This window comes from Neorhizobium sp. CSC1952 (assembly GCF_030378245.1).
In the GTDB taxonomy this organism is placed as follows: Bacteria; Pseudomonadota; Alphaproteobacteria; order Rhizobiales; family Rhizobiaceae; genus Neorhizobium; species Neorhizobium oryzae_A.
Genome location: NZ_CP128416.1, coordinates 3,240,013 through 3,257,463 on the forward strand (window position 1 = coordinate 3,240,013; position 17,451 = coordinate 3,257,463).

At 63.3% G+C, this 17,451-nt stretch carries 14 protein-coding genes and 1 tRNA gene; 9 read left to right on the forward strand and 6 right to left on the reverse strand.

All coding sequences use genetic code 11. The features are described from left to right. The first annotated feature begins 193 nt into the window (after nt 1-193). Both mnmA and QTA58_RS15745 read left to right on the forward strand, forming a co-directional pair. Nucleotides 194-1,390, forward strand: coding sequence for a tRNA 2-thiouridine(34) synthase MnmA (gene mnmA / locus QTA58_RS15740; RefSeq protein ID WP_289669561.1), 1,197 nt, complete (start codon nt 194-196; stop codon nt 1,388-1,390). 134 nt (nt 1,391-1,524) lie between these two features. Continuing rightward, nucleotides 1,525-1,601: transfer RNA gene (locus tag QTA58_RS15745), tRNA-Met, on the forward strand. 74 nt (nt 1,602-1,675) lie between these two features. On the opposite strand, the gene QTA58_RS15750 is transcribed toward QTA58_RS15745, so the two are convergent. Beyond that, nucleotides 1,676-4,162, reverse strand: a complete 2,487-nt coding sequence (locus QTA58_RS15750) for a GMC family oxidoreductase (protein ID WP_289669562.1) — start codon at nt 4,160-4,162, stop codon at nt 1,676-1,678. Between the two features lie 218 nt (nt 4,163-4,380). Further along, on the reverse strand, nt 4,381-5,742 hold the full coding sequence (locus QTA58_RS15755) for an amidase (RefSeq protein WP_289669563.1): 1,362 nt from the start codon (nt 5,740-5,742) through the stop codon (nt 4,381-4,383). A gap of 201 nt (nt 5,743-5,943) precedes the next feature. Between QTA58_RS15755 and QTA58_RS15760 the strand changes: the two genes are divergently transcribed. The 4 genes from QTA58_RS15760 (at nt 5,944) to QTA58_RS15775 (ending at nt 8,239) form a co-directional block, all read left to right on the forward strand. Then, nucleotides 5,944-6,195 (forward strand): hypothetical protein, encoded by a 252-nt coding sequence (locus QTA58_RS15760; protein WP_234810925.1) that lies wholly within the window; start codon nt 5,944-5,946, stop codon nt 6,193-6,195. 257 nt (nt 6,196-6,452) lie between these two features. Continuing rightward, on the forward strand, nt 6,453-6,872 hold the full coding sequence (locus tag QTA58_RS15765) for a DUF983 domain-containing protein (RefSeq protein WP_289669564.1): 420 nt from the start codon (nt 6,453-6,455) through the stop codon (nt 6,870-6,872). Between the two features lie 99 nt (nt 6,873-6,971). Further along, complete coding sequence (locus QTA58_RS15770) at nt 6,972-7,220, forward strand: hypothetical protein (protein WP_289669565.1); 249 nt, start codon at nt 6,972-6,974, stop codon at nt 7,218-7,220. A gap of 161 nt (nt 7,221-7,381) precedes the next feature. Beyond that, a complete protein-coding gene (locus QTA58_RS15775) occupies nt 7,382-8,239 on the forward strand; it encodes an SDR family oxidoreductase (protein ID WP_085420089.1) in 858 nt (285 codons plus the stop codon). A gap of 127 nt (nt 8,240-8,366) precedes the next feature. On the opposite strand, the gene QTA58_RS15780 is transcribed toward QTA58_RS15775, so the two are convergent. Together QTA58_RS15780 and QTA58_RS15785 are read right to left on the reverse strand one after the other, a co-directional pair. Further along, the gene (locus QTA58_RS15780) at nt 8,367-8,651 is read right to left on the reverse strand and encodes a hypothetical protein (protein ID WP_085420088.1); all 285 of its coding nucleotides are present in this window, start codon (nt 8,649-8,651) and stop codon (nt 8,367-8,369) included. Continuing rightward, nucleotides 8,648-9,970 carry an NAD(P)/FAD-dependent oxidoreductase gene (locus tag QTA58_RS15785; RefSeq protein WP_289669566.1) on the reverse strand — a complete coding sequence of 441 codons (1,323 nt, stop codon included), beginning with the start codon at nt 9,968-9,970 and terminating at the stop codon, nt 8,648-8,650. The genes QTA58_RS15780 and QTA58_RS15785 overlap by 4 nt, the downstream gene beginning before the upstream one ends. 39 nt (nt 9,971-10,009) lie before the next feature. On the opposite strand from QTA58_RS15785, the gene QTA58_RS15790 reads away from it, so the two are divergent. Beyond that, nucleotides 10,010-10,186 carry a hypothetical protein gene (locus QTA58_RS15790; RefSeq protein WP_289669567.1) on the forward strand — a complete coding sequence of 59 codons (177 nt, stop codon included), beginning with the start codon at nt 10,010-10,012 and terminating at the stop codon, nt 10,184-10,186. A gap of 98 nt (nt 10,187-10,284) precedes the next feature. Here QTA58_RS15790 and treY read toward each other — a convergent pair whose 3' ends face one another. Both treY and treZ read right to left on the reverse strand, forming a co-directional pair. After that, on the reverse strand, nt 10,285-12,843 hold the full coding sequence (treY, locus tag QTA58_RS15795; protein ID WP_289669568.1) for a malto-oligosyltrehalose synthase: 2,559 nt from the start codon (nt 12,841-12,843) through the stop codon (nt 10,285-10,287). Beyond that, nucleotides 12,840-14,666, reverse strand: a complete 1,827-nt coding sequence (treZ, locus tag QTA58_RS15800; protein WP_289669569.1) for a malto-oligosyltrehalose trehalohydrolase — start codon at nt 14,664-14,666, stop codon at nt 12,840-12,842. Before treZ ends, treY begins: the two co-directional genes overlap by 4 nt. A gap of 186 nt (nt 14,667-14,852) precedes the next feature. Here treZ and QTA58_RS15805 point away from each other — a divergent pair, with 186 nt between their 5' ends. Further along, complete coding sequence (locus QTA58_RS15805; protein WP_289669570.1) at nt 14,853-15,980, forward strand: acyl-CoA dehydrogenase family protein; 1,128 nt, start codon at nt 14,853-14,855, stop codon at nt 15,978-15,980. A 52-nt stretch (nt 15,981-16,032) separates the two neighbouring features. Further along, on the forward strand, nt 16,033-17,280 hold the full coding sequence (locus tag QTA58_RS15810) for a 3-methyl-2-oxobutanoate dehydrogenase (2-methylpropanoyl-transferring) subunit alpha (protein ID WP_234810923.1): 1,248 nt from the start codon (nt 16,033-16,035) through the stop codon (nt 17,278-17,280). Nucleotides 17,281-17,451 lie beyond the last annotated feature (171 nt).

The window sequence follows — 17,451 nt, forward strand, 5'->3', positions numbered from 1 at the left end:
CGACGTCCGATACCGAGCGCGAGAGACAAACATGCCGAAGCCGCTGAAATATCCGTCCGCCTTGCACCGGCCTCAAATCCTTTCTATATGCGGCAAGAATTGCCTGGACAGCGGCCGATCCCGCGCCTGGCGCCGATACTCGCCTTTGTGCAATTAATTGCACCGGCGGCCCGAGACACCGAGAGAGTTACCCTTGAACACGCTGGATTTTGACAAGAGGCCGGAAGACACACGCGTTGTCGTTGCCATGTCGGGGGGAGTGGATTCCTCCGTCGTCGCCGGCCTGCTCAAACGCCAGGGCTACGACGTTCTCGGCATCACCCTGCAGCTCTACGATCATGGCGCGGCCGTGCACCGCGCCGGCTCCTGCTGCGCCGGCCAGGATATCGACGATGCGCGGCGTGTTTCCGAAACGCTCGGCATCCCGCATTACGTGCTCGACTACGAGAAGCGGTTCCGCGAAACGGTGATCAATCCTTTCGCAGAAGCCTATGCCATGGGCGAAACGCCGGTCCCCTGCGTGGCCTGCAACCAGACGGTCAAGTTCGCCGATCTTCTGGCGACGGCGAAGGAGCTCGGCGCCGACGCCTTGGCGACCGGCCATTACATCCGCTCGCGGCCGAACCCTTCGCCCGACAACCCGAACCGCCGCGCGCTCTTCCGCCCCGTCGACAGCGACCGCGACCAGAGCTGGTTCCTGTTCGCGACCACGCAGGAGCAGATCGATTACCTGCGCTTCCCGCTCGGCGGCATGTCGAAGGCGGAGGTGAGGGCGCTTGCCGAGGACATGGGCCTCGTCGTCGCCAAGAAGGCCGACAGCCAGGACATCTGTTTCGTGCCGCAGGGCCGGTATACGGACATCATCAACAAGCTTAAGCCGAATGCGGCGCTGGCCGGCGACATCGTGCATATGGACGGCCGCGTGCTCGGCCGCCACGAGGGCATCGTGCATTACACGATCGGCCAGCGGAAGGGCCTGGGCGTCGCGACCGGCGAGCCGCTCTACGTGATCTATCTCGACGCCCGTTCGCGCCGCGTGATCGTCGGGCCGAAGGAAGCGCTCGACACGCACCGCGTCTATCTGCGCGACGTCAACTGGATCGGCGACGGTTCGCTTCAAGCCGATGCGAAGGACGGTTTCGCCTGCTTCGCCAAGGTGCGCTCCACCCGTCCGCCGACGCCTGCGACCGTGCATTGCGACGAAAGCGGCGTCTATGTCGACCTGGCGATCGGCGAGGCGGGCGTGGCGCCCGGCCAGGCCTGCGTGCTCTATTCGGCCGAAGGCCCGGATGCGCGCGTCTATGGCGGCGGTTTCATCGAACGTTCGGAACGTGCCGCGGATGCGGAAGCCTCTCTGAAGGCGCTGCTTTCCGCGCCGGTCGCGGCCTGAACCGGACACTTCCGGCAGCCGCGAAAATTGCCGCCGGATTTGCCAAAAGCGAGCTTGACACTTTGGTGACGCGGGTCTTATAAGCCGCACGACCGAAGCGGACCGGGCTCTTCCGGACAGTTTCGCATCCTTGTGGCGGGATAGCTCAGTTGGTGAGAGCGTGGGATTCATAACCCCAAGGTCGGCAGTTCAATTCTGCCTCCCGCTACCATTTCTACAGCCGACAACTCTGGTCCGGCTATGGACGATAACCTTCTCCCGATCTCAAGCATGCGGCTTCGGATCTCAATGTATCTTAGCCGCTTTCGCATCACTTACCCCTTCGGAGAGGGTGTAGGCATCGTCACCATCAAGCAGTTCCGAGAGGAGGCGATGCAGACCTACACGTTTGATGTCGAGCATGCGGGAGACGATCGAGTCCTCAGAAGAAAATGAACCTGCGAGAATAACTTCCTCGTCGCTCAGTGAGACGCTGTTCGGACCCTGTCGGAAAGCAATACATCTGCCGTTCTCGACAACCGGCTGGATAACGACCTCAGTGTCGTGGAATGGATGAGAGGCTACGACCGTGTCGTCCGCTGCGACGAAGCGCATGGTCCCCTTCCGATAGTCGCGCGGGCCGACGATGGCCATAGAGGTTCCGTTGGAGAAGTCCACCGTAGTGCGGTCTCTGCGTGTCCTGGAGCTTTTTATGAGCGGCCTTGCTCCGCCATTGGCAGCAATAGCTCTGCCAAGCGCAACGGCGTGGTAGGCGAAACCGGACCGATTGAATTCAATACGCTCGACCGGCGCATAGCTGTTCTTCAACAAGGGGATCCACGGCAGATAGGCACAATCTTCCGCCACGACGACCTTTGCGAACTTGCTGTACAAAGCCTTAAGATCGGTTTCAAGGATAGCCGGCGTATCTACGATCAGGACCTTATTCGCGCAGTCGAAACGCGTCAGGAGTTCAAGAACCTGCTTGAGCTGGCTTGGTGGAACCGCCACGTAGAGGTATTTTTGCCCCGAGATAGCGTCCTCGTTCAGCTCTGAGAGAGGGGCTACCTCGTAAACGTCGTTCAGCCCGTAAAGCGCATGCTTCGACGTCGAGTAGATCCCGGCGACGTGTGAACCCCGCAGGTTTTCGATGGTAGGAACGACGTCTTCGCGGACCCGCCTCCCGGCCCCAACGATCAAAAATCCCGCACTTTCCTCTCGGGGAGCTTGGACGGCGGGGCGCTTGGATGGGGAAAGCTGCCGGAGTTTCTCGGCAAGCCTGATCGAAAGCGCAATCACCGTCATCGTGGGATTTGCACTGCCGCCGGTGGGGAAAACGGCGCCGCCCGCAGCGTACAAGTTTTCTACGTTGTGAAACTTGAGGTTCTGATCGACCACGGACGTTTTCGGATCAGAACCCATTCTCAAGCCGCCGAGGTGATGGCTTGCGTCGTTTGCCAGCAGCGTCCCCAACTCTCCGGGGAGCTTCTCCACTCGCCCCAAGCCAGTGGTCGCGAGGCTCTCCTTCAGTGTGGACAACAGGGCCTCAACGGTCGCTACCGATAGCACCGAATTTGCGTGCGCGACTGTGGGAACTGGAACGCCAAATCGATCTTTCTTTTCCGAAAGTGTGATCCGGTTCTCCGGAAGAGGCTCCATTTCAGTGAAGCATCGCACAACTGCGCTGGTAACGAATTTCTGTTTCTTTGCCTTGGCCCGGTGCACGGCTTTGGAGATTACGCCCGGTAGTCCCCGCAATTCCACGACGACGTTCCATGCGAGTTGGATGCGCTTGCCGGTACCCGCTTCACCCCTCTCTCGCTTTAGGCGTCTGAACGCCGATGAAAGTCTGTCCGCGTGCGGCCGATCGGGAAAGTCGTAGGCAGGCTCCAAACGAAGGTAGGCGTTGAGATGTCCTTGCTTCCTTTGATTCTCATCGGGCAGACGTAGACCAATGTATCGGCCGAATTTCTTGCCCCTCGTCAGGAATAGAGGGTGATCCCGGCTAATGGGGGCAGAAAAGAAAATCTTTGCCACGTTGCCCTTCGGATGATTCATAAAGTTTCGACCAATCTGGTCGTGGGGATCTTTAATCTCCGAATGCAAAGCAATGCGCACCGACTCTATGGCAGACGCGGCAAGCACGAATATCTTGGCACCTACCGTGTGCTTGTTCCCAGCGCGATCGAGAACTTCGACGCCTTCAACTGTCACGGCTCCGTCGGACTCGGCCTTAAGCAACTTGGTAGCGGTTGCTCCGTAAATGAGGTCCAGGTGAGGAGACAGGAAAGCGTGCTCATACGCTTTGCGGAATCGTAGGGGCTTTAACTGGACCTGGAACGTCTTGCTGTGCAGCCCTTGGAGGCTCGCGAGAGGGAGGCTTTCGTCCCCAAATTCGAACTGGTCAGAGGGCGGAATGCTAAACCGATGCCCCTTTCGATCTATGTGGGATGCAATTTCAGGGGGTGAGATGGGCCAGCCCTCGTGTAGGCCAGGGCGGGCCTCGAAGTCCACGAGATCCAGTGGAGCCATGAAACCGGACCATGTCTCCGATGTTCCTCCCAGACCTCGCTCTCGGGAATCAGCGCGAATGACAATGCCTCGGCTTTCAACATCCTTTAGGTCGGCGTTCTCTCGCTCGCCTGGATTCAGTCCGCCTGACTCCAGTACGCAAATTCGCTGGCCGGAATGCATCAGCTCGAGCGCAACAGTAAGACCAGCGGGGCCGCTTCCAATGATACAAACATCGTAGTCATTGACGACGGAGGGAAGCTTGTAAGCGTCGAACTTCATATCTGCGCCTTGTGGAATTCAAGAATTAAGAGAATCAGCACTAGCCGGGGAACGGCGAAATTCGCTTTCTTACGGTGCCGGCAATTAACTGCAAGGCCGCGCGACATGGAGCCGATCTTCGCAGGCAGGGCGCATCTCCTTACCTAGGACGATCGAATGATCTCGTCTTGCTCGTCCTGTTGGCTGTCGTGACCAGTGCATTCTCCCGCTACCATTCTTCATCCTCTTATAGTTTCCTCATAGGCCATCGCCGCCTGCAGCAGCGGCTCGTCGCGCCCGGCATTGGCCGAGAGCAGGAAGCCGGCCGGCATGTCCGCGTCGCCGGTGCCGCAGGGGATCGACACGCCGCACCAGTCGAGGAAATTGCCGAAGCCGGTATTGCGCAGCGTCTTGCCGTTCATGGCGAAGAAGGCGTCGTCGTCGGCAAGAAGCGGCTCGATCTTCGGGGCGACATGCGCGACCGAGGGGATGGCGACGAAGCGGTCGCCGATCAGCGCTTCCGTCTCGGCGATCATCCGGGCGCGAGCTTCCAGGATGGCGATGTAGTCCGCTATGCCGGTCCTTTTGCCGAGCCTTGTGCGGGCGACCACACGGTGATCGATCTCGGCCGCCGCCGGTCCCGCCAGACGCTCGCGATGCAGCGCGAAGGCTTCCGCCGTCACCAGCGGTCCGTATTTCGCCATCAGCTGCGGCAGTTCGTCGAAGGAGGGGAAAGCGATGCGGCTTACCCTGCAGCCCGCCTTTTCGAGGCGTCCGACCGCCGCTTCGAAGGCGGCAACGACGCCGGGCTCGGCGCCGTCGAAGACGATGTTGGTCGGGATCACGACGTCGAGCGGTTCGACCGGCTTGCGGGCGGTCTGCGGCACGGCAAGACCACGCATCGCGGCATCGATCCAGACCGCGTCCTGAACGCTGCGGCAGAGGGGGCCCAGCGAATCGAGGCTGGTCGCCAGCGGATAGACGCCGCCCATCGCATAGCGGCCGCGGGTCGCCTTGTAGCCGACGATACCGTTCAGCGCGGACGGGATGCGGATCGAGCCGCCGGTGTCGGTGCCCATGGCGACGGGGACGAGGCCCGCGGCCACCGCGACGCCCGAGCCGGAGGAGGAGCCGCCCGGAATGCGCGGCGCATCCTTGGCCCTCGGATTGTGAGGCGTGCCGTAATGCGGGTTGATGCCGATGCCGGAAAAGGCGAATTCGCTCATATTGGTGCGGCCGACGGCGATCATGCCCGCCTGCTTGAGGAGGTCGACCACGGCAGCATCCTTCGTGGCCGGCGGGGCCGTCTTCAGCACCTTCGAGCCGGCCGTGGTCGGCAGGCCCTCGATATCGAAGAGGTCCTTCCAGGCGATCGGAATGCCGTCGAGAGCCCCGAGCGAGCGCCCTTCCTTCAGGCGTTTCGACGAGGCTTTCGCTTCGGCGAGCGCACGATCCTCGAGGAGGGTGACGAAGATTGCCTTGTCCGGAGAAGCCTTGATGCCCGCAAGCACCGCTTCGGTCACGTCCACCGGATCGGCCGACCCCGTCTGGATCAGCGCGGAAAGTTCGGCAATCGACATCGCTCCAAAGGGTTTCGTCACGGCAGGCATTCTCCTCATTTCCTCTACTGGCGGCCTACAGGTGTAACGGATATTTTCGCGATGGATAGAAGATTTATCGGCGCGACGCAGGTCCGCGGAACCTCTGGCCCACAAGCCGAGTTGAGCGACCTGACCGCCTTGCGGACAATGGGAGGGATCATTTTCATGAAAACCATCATCGCCATGACCGGGCTCGCCATCATGCTCGCGGGCTGCAACGTCTACACGGGCAGTTTCAACACCGGGCCGGGGCTTGAACCCATTCCGGGCAGCATCACCTATGGCGGCCAGCCGCGCACCCGGCTCACCCGGGCTCCGGTCGGCAGCGTCGTGCCGCACCAGTTCCGCAATCAGCTGGGCCAGCGTGTCGATGAGACCTACATCATCCAGCCCGACCGCAGCCTGAAGCTGGTCGACCGGCGGGTCTGCCGTTCGCCGTTCTGCGACGAGTGACCGGCGTCAGTTCCGCGGAAGGAGTCGCGATTGTACACTATAGAGCGCCGTGCGTCCGAACGGACGCACAAAGGACGCTCTAACTTATTGAATCTACGCATCGTGCTTACCGAAAATCGATTCCGATTTTCGGGCCGATGCTGTAGCGGTTGCAGGCGAGGCAGTTTGACGCGCGTCAAGGGAACCCCTTGCCGCATGCACCTGTTGGGCGGTATCGCCGACCCATCAATCGTATCCTGTCACGAAAGGCAGACGTCATGGCATATGAAGCGGACTGGGCGCCACTCTCTCCCTACAGCACGGGTATCCGCGGGCGCTGCCCGCGCTGCGGCCAGGGGCATCTCTTCAAGGGCTTCCTGACGCTCAGGCCCGATTGCGAAGTCTGCGGCCTCGACTATTCCTTCGCCGATCCGGCGGACGGTCCGGCCTTCTTCGTCATCTGCTTCGCCTGCGTGCCGAGCGTGGCGCTCGCGGTCTGGATCGAGGTGATGTTCCAGCCGCCGTTCTGGGTGCATTTGCTGATCTCGCTGCCGGTGCTGATCGTCACCTGCGTGCTGCCGCTCCGGCCGCTGAAAGGCTGGCTGGTCAACAGCCAGTATTTCTACAAGGCCGAGCAGGGCAGGCTCGACAAGGGGCCTGCAAACCCGCCGGCCGGCGATCGCCAGAGCGGCGGCTGAGCCTGCGAAGGCGCTGAAGCTTCCGATAAGCCGCATCGAAAGGTCAGGAACAATTTCTTTCCCAAACCATTCGACAAGGGACGGTTGAAGGAGCTTCAGATGCCCGACTCGGATGAAATCGAAATGGAAGTGCGCCGGCGATCGCTGGCCGTCGAAGGAGCCATGCTTCTGCTGATCGACGGGCTCGCCGCCCGCGGCACCATCTCCGCCGACGAAGCGGAGGATATGCTGCGGATATTGTCGAAGAGCTCGGATTTCTCCGCCGCGCGGGCCGCCTGCTCGCTGAGGATCGTCAACCAGTTGAAGCGGCTGCGGCAGGGCGACGGGGCGATGACCCCCGGAGCCTGATCGGCGGATTGGAGGATGCGGGGTCCCGAAGGCGCTTTCCCGGCGCCTTTCCGTTTTCGGCCGCACCCTCGATTTCAGCCGGGAACATCCGCGGTTGCGGACAGTTGGAGAAGGCGATTTTCCACCCGAGAGCAAGTCCACCCGAAAGCAAGGAGGCGCCCATGGCCCAGTATCCGACCCCGCCCTTTCCCGAACAGCAGCAGCCGATGCCGGGTTTTACGGGACAGATGAAACCCGTGCCGGATCACGGCGAGCAATCCTATCGCGGTTCGGGCCGGCTCACCGGCAAGAGAGCGGTGATCACCGGCGGCGACAGCGGCATCGGCCGGGCGGTGGCGATCGCCTATGCCCGCGAGGGCGCCGATCTTCTGATCTCCTATCTCGACGAGGACGAGGATGCCGAGGACACCAGGCGGCTGGTGGAAGAGGCGGGCCGCAAGGCGGTGCTCGTGCCCGGCGACATCCAGACGGCGGCCCATTGCCGGTCGATCGTCGACAGGGCGGTGAAGGAGCTCGGCGGCATCGACATCCTCGTCAACAACGCGGCGCACCAGGCGACTTTCGCCTCGATCGAGGATATCAGCGACGAGGAATGGGAGCTGACCTTCAGGGTCAACATCCATTCGATGTTCTATCTCACCAAGGCCGCCGTCCCGCATATGAAGCCGGGCAGCGCCATCATCAACACCGCGTCGATCAACGCCGATGCACCGAGCCCGACCCTGCTCGCCTATGCGACCACCAAGGGCGCGATCCAGAATTTCACGGCCGGGCTGGCGCAGCTTCTGGCCGAGAAGGGCATCCGCGCCAATGCCGTCGCGCCGGGGCCGATCTGGACACCGCTCATTCCCTCCACCATGCCGGAAGACCGGGTGAAGGAATTCGGCAAGCAGGTGCCGATGAAACGGCCGGGCCAGCCGGCGGAACTGGCGACGACCTACGTCATGCTCGCCGATCCGCTGTCGAGCTACGTTTCCGGCACGACGATCGCGGTGACAGGCGGCAAGCCGATCCTCTGAAAGCCACTCTCCTCCCAAGCCACAAGCGGCGGCATGCGCTCATGCCGCCGCTCATGTTTCCGGCTTGCGGATATTCGTCATCACGAAGCCGCTTTCCGGCAGGGCGGCTTCCTGTCTTTCCGGGTTCCTATGTCCGGCGGCCGATCTCCCGGGCCAGGTCGTCGAAACAGAATTTCGTGCCCTGTTCGTCCGCCTCGTTCGCCAGCAGAAGCAGGCGGATCGGAAAGGCGACCGCCTTCTGGTGGGAGCTGGAAACGTTGAGCTGCTTGTCGTCGGTCAGCACGTCGCGTTCCACGGTCTGCAGGACATCCTGGATTTCCGCATGCGAGAGGAGACCCTTCTCGACCATGAGCCGGTTGATCGCCGCGATGGCGAGATAAAGACCTTCGAGCTGCGGGTTCGCGGTGTTCATGTCTCTGTCCTTTGCGTGGAAGAGGGGACGAAGGAGGCGGCGTTCTCGTCGATCAGCCGGGCGCCGCGCTGGCGGGTCAGATAACGCCAGATCCACTGGATGCTGACGAGCAGGCGCTTCTCGAAATTGACCAGCAGATAGACGTGGACGAGCGCCCAGAGGAACCAGGCGAACCGGCCCTTCAACGTCCAGCGGCCGAAATCGAAGATCGCCGTATTGCGGCCGATCACGGCCGTGTTGCCGCGGTTATGGAAGCGGAAGGGGCCGCTCGGCTTGTCTTCCAGCAGGCGCAGCCTGAGCGCCTTGCCGACATATTCGCCCTGCTGCTTGGCGACCTGGGCGAGCGCCGGCAGCGGCTTGCCGTCCTCGAGGCCGAGCGCGGTGTCGCCGATGGCGAAGATGTCGGGGAGGCCGGTGACGGAAAGATCGGGTTCGACCGGGATGCGGCCGCCGGCCTTGCCTTCGACGCCGAGCCACCGGGCGGCCGGAGACGCCTTCACGCCCGCGCCCCAGATGATGCAGCCGGTGCGGATACGCTCCGAGCCGGCGATCACCTCGTCCTTGGTCACGGATGCGACCGGCAGGTTCGTCCTCACCTCGACGCCTTCCTTCTCCAGCACCTTCATGGCGTATTGCACCAGATTGTCCGGAAAGGCCGCGAGAATCTTCGGGCCGGCCTCGATGAGGATCACCCGCATGTTGTCGGGCTCCAGCTTGCGGAAATCGCGGGTGATCATGAAACGGCCGAGCTCGGAAATGGCGCCCGCCATCTCGACGCCGGTCGGGCCGCCGCCGATGATGACGCTGGTAAGCAGCGCCTTCTTCTCTTCCGGATCCTGAGAAAGCTCCGCCTTTTCGAAGGCGAGCAGCAGGCGCTGGCGGATGAGCCGCGCCTCATGGATGGTCTTGAGACCCGGCGCCCAGGCGCGCCAGTCCTCATGGCCGAAATAGTTGTATTCCGAGCCGGTCGCGATGACGAGCCGGTCGTAAGGCACCGAGGAGCCGTAATCGAGCTTCACGTCCTTTGCGGCCGCATCGATACCAGTGACTTCCGCGAGCATGACCTTGATGTTGCGATACCGGCCCAGCGTGCGGCGGATCGGCTCCGAAACATCGGCGGGCGAAAGCGCGGCGGTGGCGACCTGATAGAGCAGCGGCTGGAAGAGATTGTGGTTGCGCCGGTCGATGACGGTGACGTCGATCTCCGTGTTGCCGAGTTCCCGGGCGGCGGCGAGGCCGGCAAAGCCGGCGCCGACGATCACCACCCGCGAGTGTCCTGCTTCGTTCACGGTCCCGTTCGGAAAGGTCTCGCCGGCCATCTCGTCCCCACGTACTGGCGGAGAGCGGATCTCCGCGCGATGCTCGTTCAACACGCGGCCCCGGCGTTTGTTCCAGGCGCGTCCCGCCGGAACCTTTTCGGCGCGACACCGTTCGTTTTACAACAGAAAAAGGAGAACGTCATGAACAGCATCATCTGGTTGGTCGGCGCCGTCGTGATCATCATCGCCGTCTTGAATCTCGTCGGATTTGCCTGATTCCATTGTAGAATTTTCCCGCAGTTAAACTTCAGCAAGAGAATCAGGGCGCCGTTCCGGCAGGGGCGACGCCTTTTCCTTCGCGAAACGCGGAAGACCTATTCCGCCAAAAGCAGGGCGAAGGGGTATTCGCCGAAAAGGGGGGCGACCGCGATCCGTTCCTGCGGGTCGACGGTTCCGCCGCCGCGGATGTCGCGATAGCGGCGGTTGGCGAGTTTCGGCGGCAGGGTGATTTCGGTTTCTCCCCACCATTCGGTACCGGCCGGGAAAAGACCGGCATGGAAGGCCTCCAGGACCAGGCGGGGGGCGATCACGATCAGCGCGTCGTCAGCCTCGGCGCGGGCGAAGGCGACGATATTGTCCTTGCGCTTGCCGATGGCTTCAAGCGGCAGATACTCGCCCTTGCGGAACAGGGTCGGCGCTTCCTGCCGAAGGTGGAGAAGGGCGGCGATCACCTGCTGCTTCAGCCTTCCGCTTTGCCATTCCGTCTCTCCCGAGGTCAGCTTTCCCTCTTCCGCCAGGCGCTTCTGCAGCGTCCCGAAGTCCGGCTCCCGCCGGTTGTCGGGATCGACGAGGCTGAGATCGATGCCCTCGCTGCCCTGATAGATGTCCGGCACGCCGGGGGCGGCGAGCTTGACGATCGTCTGGGTGAGGCTGTTGACCAGGCCGGCGCGGATGAATGGCCGGATCGTTTCGGTGAAATCCGCCAGGAATGCCCGGTTGTTCGGCGCGAGAAGCTGCCGGGCGTAGCCGATGACGGCCTCTTCATAGGCTTCGTTCGCATCGCCCCAGTTGGTGCGGAGTTTCGCCTCGCGCAGCGCCTTTTGCGCATAGGCGGCAAAGCGCTCTTCCAGGGCTTTGAGGCCGGCTGCGTCTTCCAGGTGCAGGTCGGCGGGCCAGACGCCGGCCAGCGCCTGGTAGAGCATCCACTCTACCTCCGGTTCTGGGACGACCTCCGGTTCGGAGGCCGGGCCATCGCCGAGCATCCGCACGGCGGCGCGGTTCGTCTTACGCCAGCGGGAGAAGGCGTCTGCCCAGAGTTGCGGCGCCTCGCTCAAGGCGTAAAGCCGGGCGCGGGCATCCTCGCCGCGCTTGGTGTCGTGCGTGGAAGTGGCCGAAAGCGCATCCGGCTGGCTCTCCAGCCGCGCCTGCATTTCCGCGTGGAAACGGCCGGGCGAGAACGGATGGGGCAGGGGCTCGGCGCCAACCTCGTTCAGGGCCAGCAGCATATGGTGGCGGAAGAAGAGCGTGTCCTCCACCGACTTCGCCATCAGCGGGCCAGTCAGTTGCTGGAAGCGGGTGCGGAAGACGGAAGCCTGGCCGGCCGCCGCCTGTTCGACATCGCCGATCAGGATGCGTTCGAGGAAGGTGAGGGCATGCGCGTCCGGCGCATCCGGGCCGCCGCGGACCTTGGCCAGAACCGTGTCCAGCATCGCCCGGCCTTCCGGCGGCAGGCCCGCGCGGGTGCCGTAGGTGCGGTAGACGGGGAAGGCGGTGAGCAGTTCGCGCAGGGCGGATTTCATCGCGGTTTCGGAAAGCGTGGACTCGCGGTCCTCCGCCTTGCTGATTTCGATGGCGAGCTTCAGAAGCGATTCAACCTCGCCCGCGAAGTTGTTGTCCGCCATCAGCAATTTCGCCGCACGGAGCTCCGCTTCCATGTCGACCGGCCGGCCGGCGACCCGGTGATAGGCATCGCGCAGCGTATCGAGTTTTTCTCCATCCACCAAGACATTGCCGAGCGCCGCGATGAATTCGTAGCCGGTCGTGCCGGAAACCGGCCAGTCGCGGGGAATGTGCTCGCCTTCGCCGAGGATCTTTTCCACCGTGATGTAGCAGCCGGGCCCCGTCTCGTGCCGCAGCCTTTCGAGATAGGCCTTGGGGTCCGCAAGTCCGTCGACGTGGTCGACGCGCAACCCGTCCACGTTGCCGCTGTGGACGAGTTCGAGGATGAGGCGGTGGGTGTCGTCGAAGACCGTGCCGTCCTCGACCCGGACGCCGACGAGCCCGGTGATCTCGAAGAAGCGGCGGTAGCTGAGTTCGCGCGGCGCATCCCGCCAGGACATCAGCCGATAGGGCTGCCGGTCGTGCAGCGCGGCGATCGCGGCCTTGTCGGCGATCCTCAGCACCTCGGCCTCGCGGCCGGCATAGCTCGGCGGCGTCAGGGGATAGAACGCGTCATAATAGGCAAGCGACGGCTTGCCGGTCTCCGGATCGGGTCTTATCGCGATCTCGCCGGCTTCCAGCACCTTTTCGAAGGTGTCGCCGAGGAAGGGCAGCGTCAGGCGGCGGGTCCAGTCGATGTCGAAATGGCGAGCGTAGCGGCTCTTCCCGCCGTTCTCGATCACGTCGCGCCACCAGGGATTTTCAAGCGAAGCGGCCATATGGTTCGGCACGATGTCGAGGATGAGGCCGAGGCCTTCCATCTTCAGCGCCTTCACCATCCGCTCGAAGCCGTCGCGGCCGCCGATCGCGGGATCGATCTCGTTGGCGTCGGTGACGTCGTAGCCGTGGGTCGATCCGGAGGTGGCGGTGAAAACCGGCGAGGCATAGAGATGGCTGATGCCGAGCCGTTTCAGATAGGGCACGAGCGCCGCTGCGCGGTCGAAGGTCATGCCGTTGCGGAACTGGATGCGGTAGGTGGCGGTCGGAACCTTCATGGGGCGGCTCCCGCGGCCTCGAAGCAAACCAGGGCGGAATTGGGCGGCAGCTCCTCGACGTTTTCAGGATGATCCTTGAGGGGATAGGCGAAGACGCCTTTACCCGGCATATCCGGAAGGGCTTGTCTCTTGTCGCCGACGTTGATCGCCATGGAGAGCTTTCCCTTGGGGAAGCTCCAGGAGACGGCAAGGAAACCCTTGTCCGTCTTCACCACCTTGCCGGAACGGCCGGTCGCCGAGCCGAGCATGGGAACGACGATCTCCCGCCGCAGCTTGAGGAGCGCCCTCGTGAAGTCCAGCCAGTCCCCGCCTTCCGTCGAGGCAGGCTTCTTCCAATCGAGTTTCGAGGTTTCGAAGGTCTTCTTCGCATTCGGATCGGGCACGGCGTCGGCCTCGTGGCCGGCATGGCCTTCGAATTCCTTCCGCCGGCCGTCGCGCACCGCTTTCGCGAGATCGCCGTGGAAGTCGGTGAAGAAGAGGAAGGGATTGGTCTCGCCGTATTCCTCGCCCATGAAGAGGAGCGGAATGTGCGGCGAGAGCAGAAGGGCGGTGAGCAGCGTCTTCACCTTATGCGGTCCCGCAAGCGAGATCAGCCGCTCGCCCTGGGCGCGATTGCCGACCTGGTCATGGTTCTGGATGAAATCGACGAAGGCGGTCGGCGGCTGGCCGGTGCTTTCGACACCGCGTTTTTTTCCTGTACCGGGCCTCGCCTCACCCTGATAGGCGAAGCCCTCCGCCAGCACGCGCGCCACCAGTTTTTCAGGTTCCTTCGCGAAATCCTCGTAATAGGCATGCGTCTCGCCGGTGGCGAGGACGTGGGCCGCGTTATGGAAATCGTCGTTCCATTCGCCGGTGAAGAGCGGCGCATTGCCGTTCCCGTCGCGAGGATGCAGGAAGATGACGTTGCGGTTGTCCTCGGTCGTCAGATGGATCGGCCGATCGGTGATCTCGGCGCGGATGCGCTCGGCGATCTCGATCAGCACGTGCTTTTCGGATTTGTCCTCGATCACGTCGATCGCATCGAAGCGCAGCCCGTCGAGGTGGAATTCCTCCAGCCAGTAGAGCGGGTTTTCGACGATGTAGCGCCGCACGGCATCCGTCTCGTAGGCGATCGCCGCACCCCAGGGCGTCGTCTTTTCCGGATGGAAGAAGGTTGGCGCGAGCAGCGGCAGATAGTTTCCCTCCGGTCCGAAATGGTTGAGCACGATGTCGAGCACCACCATCAGCCCGTGGCCGTGGGCGGCATCGATAAACGCCTTGAAATCCTCCGGCGGACCGTAGGCGGCATGCGGCGCATAGAGCAGCACGCCGTCGTAACCCCAGCCGCGCTTGCCGCCGAAATGGGCGACCGGCATGACCTCGATCATGGTGATGCCGAGTTCGGCGAGATAGGGGAGCTTTCCGATCGCGGCGCGGAACGTCCCTTCCTTGGTGAAGGTGCCGATATGGAGTTCGTAGACGACCGCCTCTTCCCAGGGCCGGCCTTTCCATTCCGGATGCCGCCAGGCGTAGTTCGTGGGGTCGATGACGAGCGAGGGACCGTTGACGTCGTCCTTCTGGCCGCGCGAGGCTGGGTCCGGCACGACCTTGCCGTCGGAAAGGACATAGTTGTATTCCGCGCCGGGGGAGATGCCCGTCGCCAGCAGCTCGAACCAGCCGTTGTCGGTGCGGGTCATCTCGGTGTCTTCGCCGTTCAGGCGCAGCATCATCGTTTCCTGGCCGGGCGCCCAAAGCCGGAAGCGCACTTCGCCGGCCGCGACATATTCGGCCCCCCATGTCTTCGGAAATGTGCGGAATTCGGTGACGGTATCCAGTTCCGACATGTCGACCAGCCCCTGGTTGGAGAGAACCGGCAAACGGCCAGAGGGGCTCTCGGTTCCATCATCGGGCGGCTGCGCAATAAAATTGCTGAAACGCGTAACAAATAACAAGTTCGCGGGAGTGGCACGCCGCGGATTCCGGCCCTAGATTAGATCTCATGCAGACGGTTTCGGGGAGGAGATCTTTGCATGCTGACCGATGAGGAGGAACTCATCCGTTCGACGGCCGCGGAGTTTTCCCGCGACGTATTGAAGCCGGGCGCCGCGGCGCGCGACAAGGCGCATGCGATCGAGCCTGCGGTGCTGCAGCAGCTCGGCGAGCTCGGTTTTCTCGGCATGCGGACGGCGGAGGAATGGGGCGGCGTCGGCTGTTCCTATGTCGCCTATGCGAGTGCGCTGATGGAAATCGCCGCCGGCGACGGCGCGGTCTCGACGCTGGTCAGCGTCCACAATTCCCCGGTCTGTTCGCTGCTCGACGCGCATGCCTCCGACGAGCAGAAGGAAAAGTTCCTGCGGCCGCTTGCGGAGGGCCGGCATATCGGCGCATTCGCATTGACGGAGGCCGACACGGGCTCCGATGCCGCGGCGATCCGCACGCGAGCGGTGAAGGACGGTAGCGACTACGTCATCAACGGCTCGAAGATGTTCATCACCTCCGGCAAGATCGCCGGCACCGTGATCATCTTCGCCGTCACCGATCCCGCCGCCGGCAAGCGCGGCATTTCCGCTTTCGTGACGTCCACCGACGTGCCCGGCTTTTCCATCTCCAAGATCGAGGACAAGCTGGGCCAGAAGGCGTCCGACACGGCCGCGCTGATGTTCGACAACCTGCGCATTCCGGAAAGCCAGCGGATCGGTGCGGAAGGGGCGGGGCTGAAGATCGCGCTTTCGGGGCTGGAGGCGGGCCGTATCGGCATTGCCGCCCAATGTGTCGGCATGGCGCAGTCGGCCTTCGACGTGGCGCTCACCTATGCCAGGGAGCGCAAGACGTTCGGAAAACTGCTGCTCGACCATCAGGCGATCGCCTTCCGGCTGGCCGAGGCGAGGACCGAGATCGAGGCGGCGCGGCAGCTCGTGCTGCATGCCGCACGGTTGAAGGATCGCGGCGAGCCCTGTCTTTCGGAAGCCTGCATGGCCAAGCTCTTCGCCTCGGAAATGGCCGAAAAGGTCTGCTCCGCGGCGATCCAGACGCTCGGCGGCTATGGCTACATTTCCGATTTCCCCGTCGAGCGCATCTATCGGGATGTCCGCGTCTGCCAGATCTACGAGGGTACTTCGGACATCCAGAAGATCATCATTGCCAGAGGCTTCGCCTGATGAGGTGAAGCGCTGCGTGAACTGCCCGGTTCTTTGGGAGGAGAAGCGAATGATGCACGACATGAAGCCGAACCCGGCCGGCAGGCTGAGCCTGCATGTGCCGGAACCGGAGGTTAGGCCGGGCGGCAAGCCGGATTTTTCCAATGTGACGATCCCCAAGGCGGGTTCCGTGCGACGGCCGGAGGTGGATGTCGATCCGGAGGAAATCCGCGACCTGGCATTCTCGATCATCCGTGTGCTCAACCGGGAAGGCGAGGCCGTCGGCCCCTGGGCCGGGACGCTGACCAACGAGGAGCTGATGGAGGGGCTGCGCCACATGATGCTGCTGCGCATCTTCGATCAGCGCATGCTGATGGCGCAGCGGCAGGGCAAGACCTCCTTCTACATGCAGCATCTCGGCGAGGAGGCGGTCTCCTGCGCCTTCCGCAAGGCGCTGCTGCCCGGCGACATGAACTTTCCGACATATCGGCAGGCGGGCCTCCTGATCGCCGGCGGCTATCCGATGGTCGACATGATGAACGAGATCTATTCCAACGACGCCGATCCGCTGAAGGGCCGCCAGTTGCCCGTCCTCTACTCCTCCAAGGAATACGGCTTCTTCACGATCTCCGGCAATCTCGCCACCCAGTATATCCAGGCGGTCGGCTGGGCGATGGCCTCCGCCATCAGACAAGACACCAAGATCGCCGCCGGCTGGATCGGCGACGGGGCGACGGCGGAATCGGATTTCCATGCGGCGCTGGTCTTCGCCTCCACCTATCGGGCGCCGGTCATCCTCAACGTCGTCAACAACCAGTGGGCCATTTCCACCTTCCAGGGGATCGCCCGCGGCGGTTCCGGCACGTTCGCGGCCCGCGGGCTTGGTTTCGGCCTGCCGTCGCTCAGGGTCGACGGCAACGACTATCTCGCGGTGCATGCGGTCGCCAGATGGGCGGCGGAGCGGGCCAGGCGGAACATCGGTCCGACGCTGATCGAATACGTGACCTATCGCGTCGGGGCGCATTCCACCTCCGACGATCCCTCCGCCTACCGGCCGAAGGAGGAGTCGGAGGCCTGGCCGCTCGGCGATCCGGTCATCCGGCTGAAGAACCACCTGATCCGGGTCGGCGCCTGGAGCGAGGAGCGGCACACGCAGATGGAGGCGGAAATCCGCGACACGGTCGTCGCGGCCCAGAAGGAGGCCGAGCGGCACGGCACGCTCCATTCCGGCGGCCGGCCTTCGATGCGCGACATGTTCGAAGGCGTCTATGCGGAAATGCCGCCGCATCTGAAGCGGCAACGGCAGCAGGCGGGGGTGTGAGCGGATGGCTTTATTGTTGAGCGTTTCTACCCGGAGCCCCCTCATCCGGCCCTTCGGGCCACCTTCTCCCCGCTGGGGAGAAGGGGAAGAGCCGCGGCGTTGCTATTCCCTCCTCTCCCCTTGGGGGTCCGGAGGACGGGACGGGGCCGCCGACCCGTCCCCGGTAGGTGG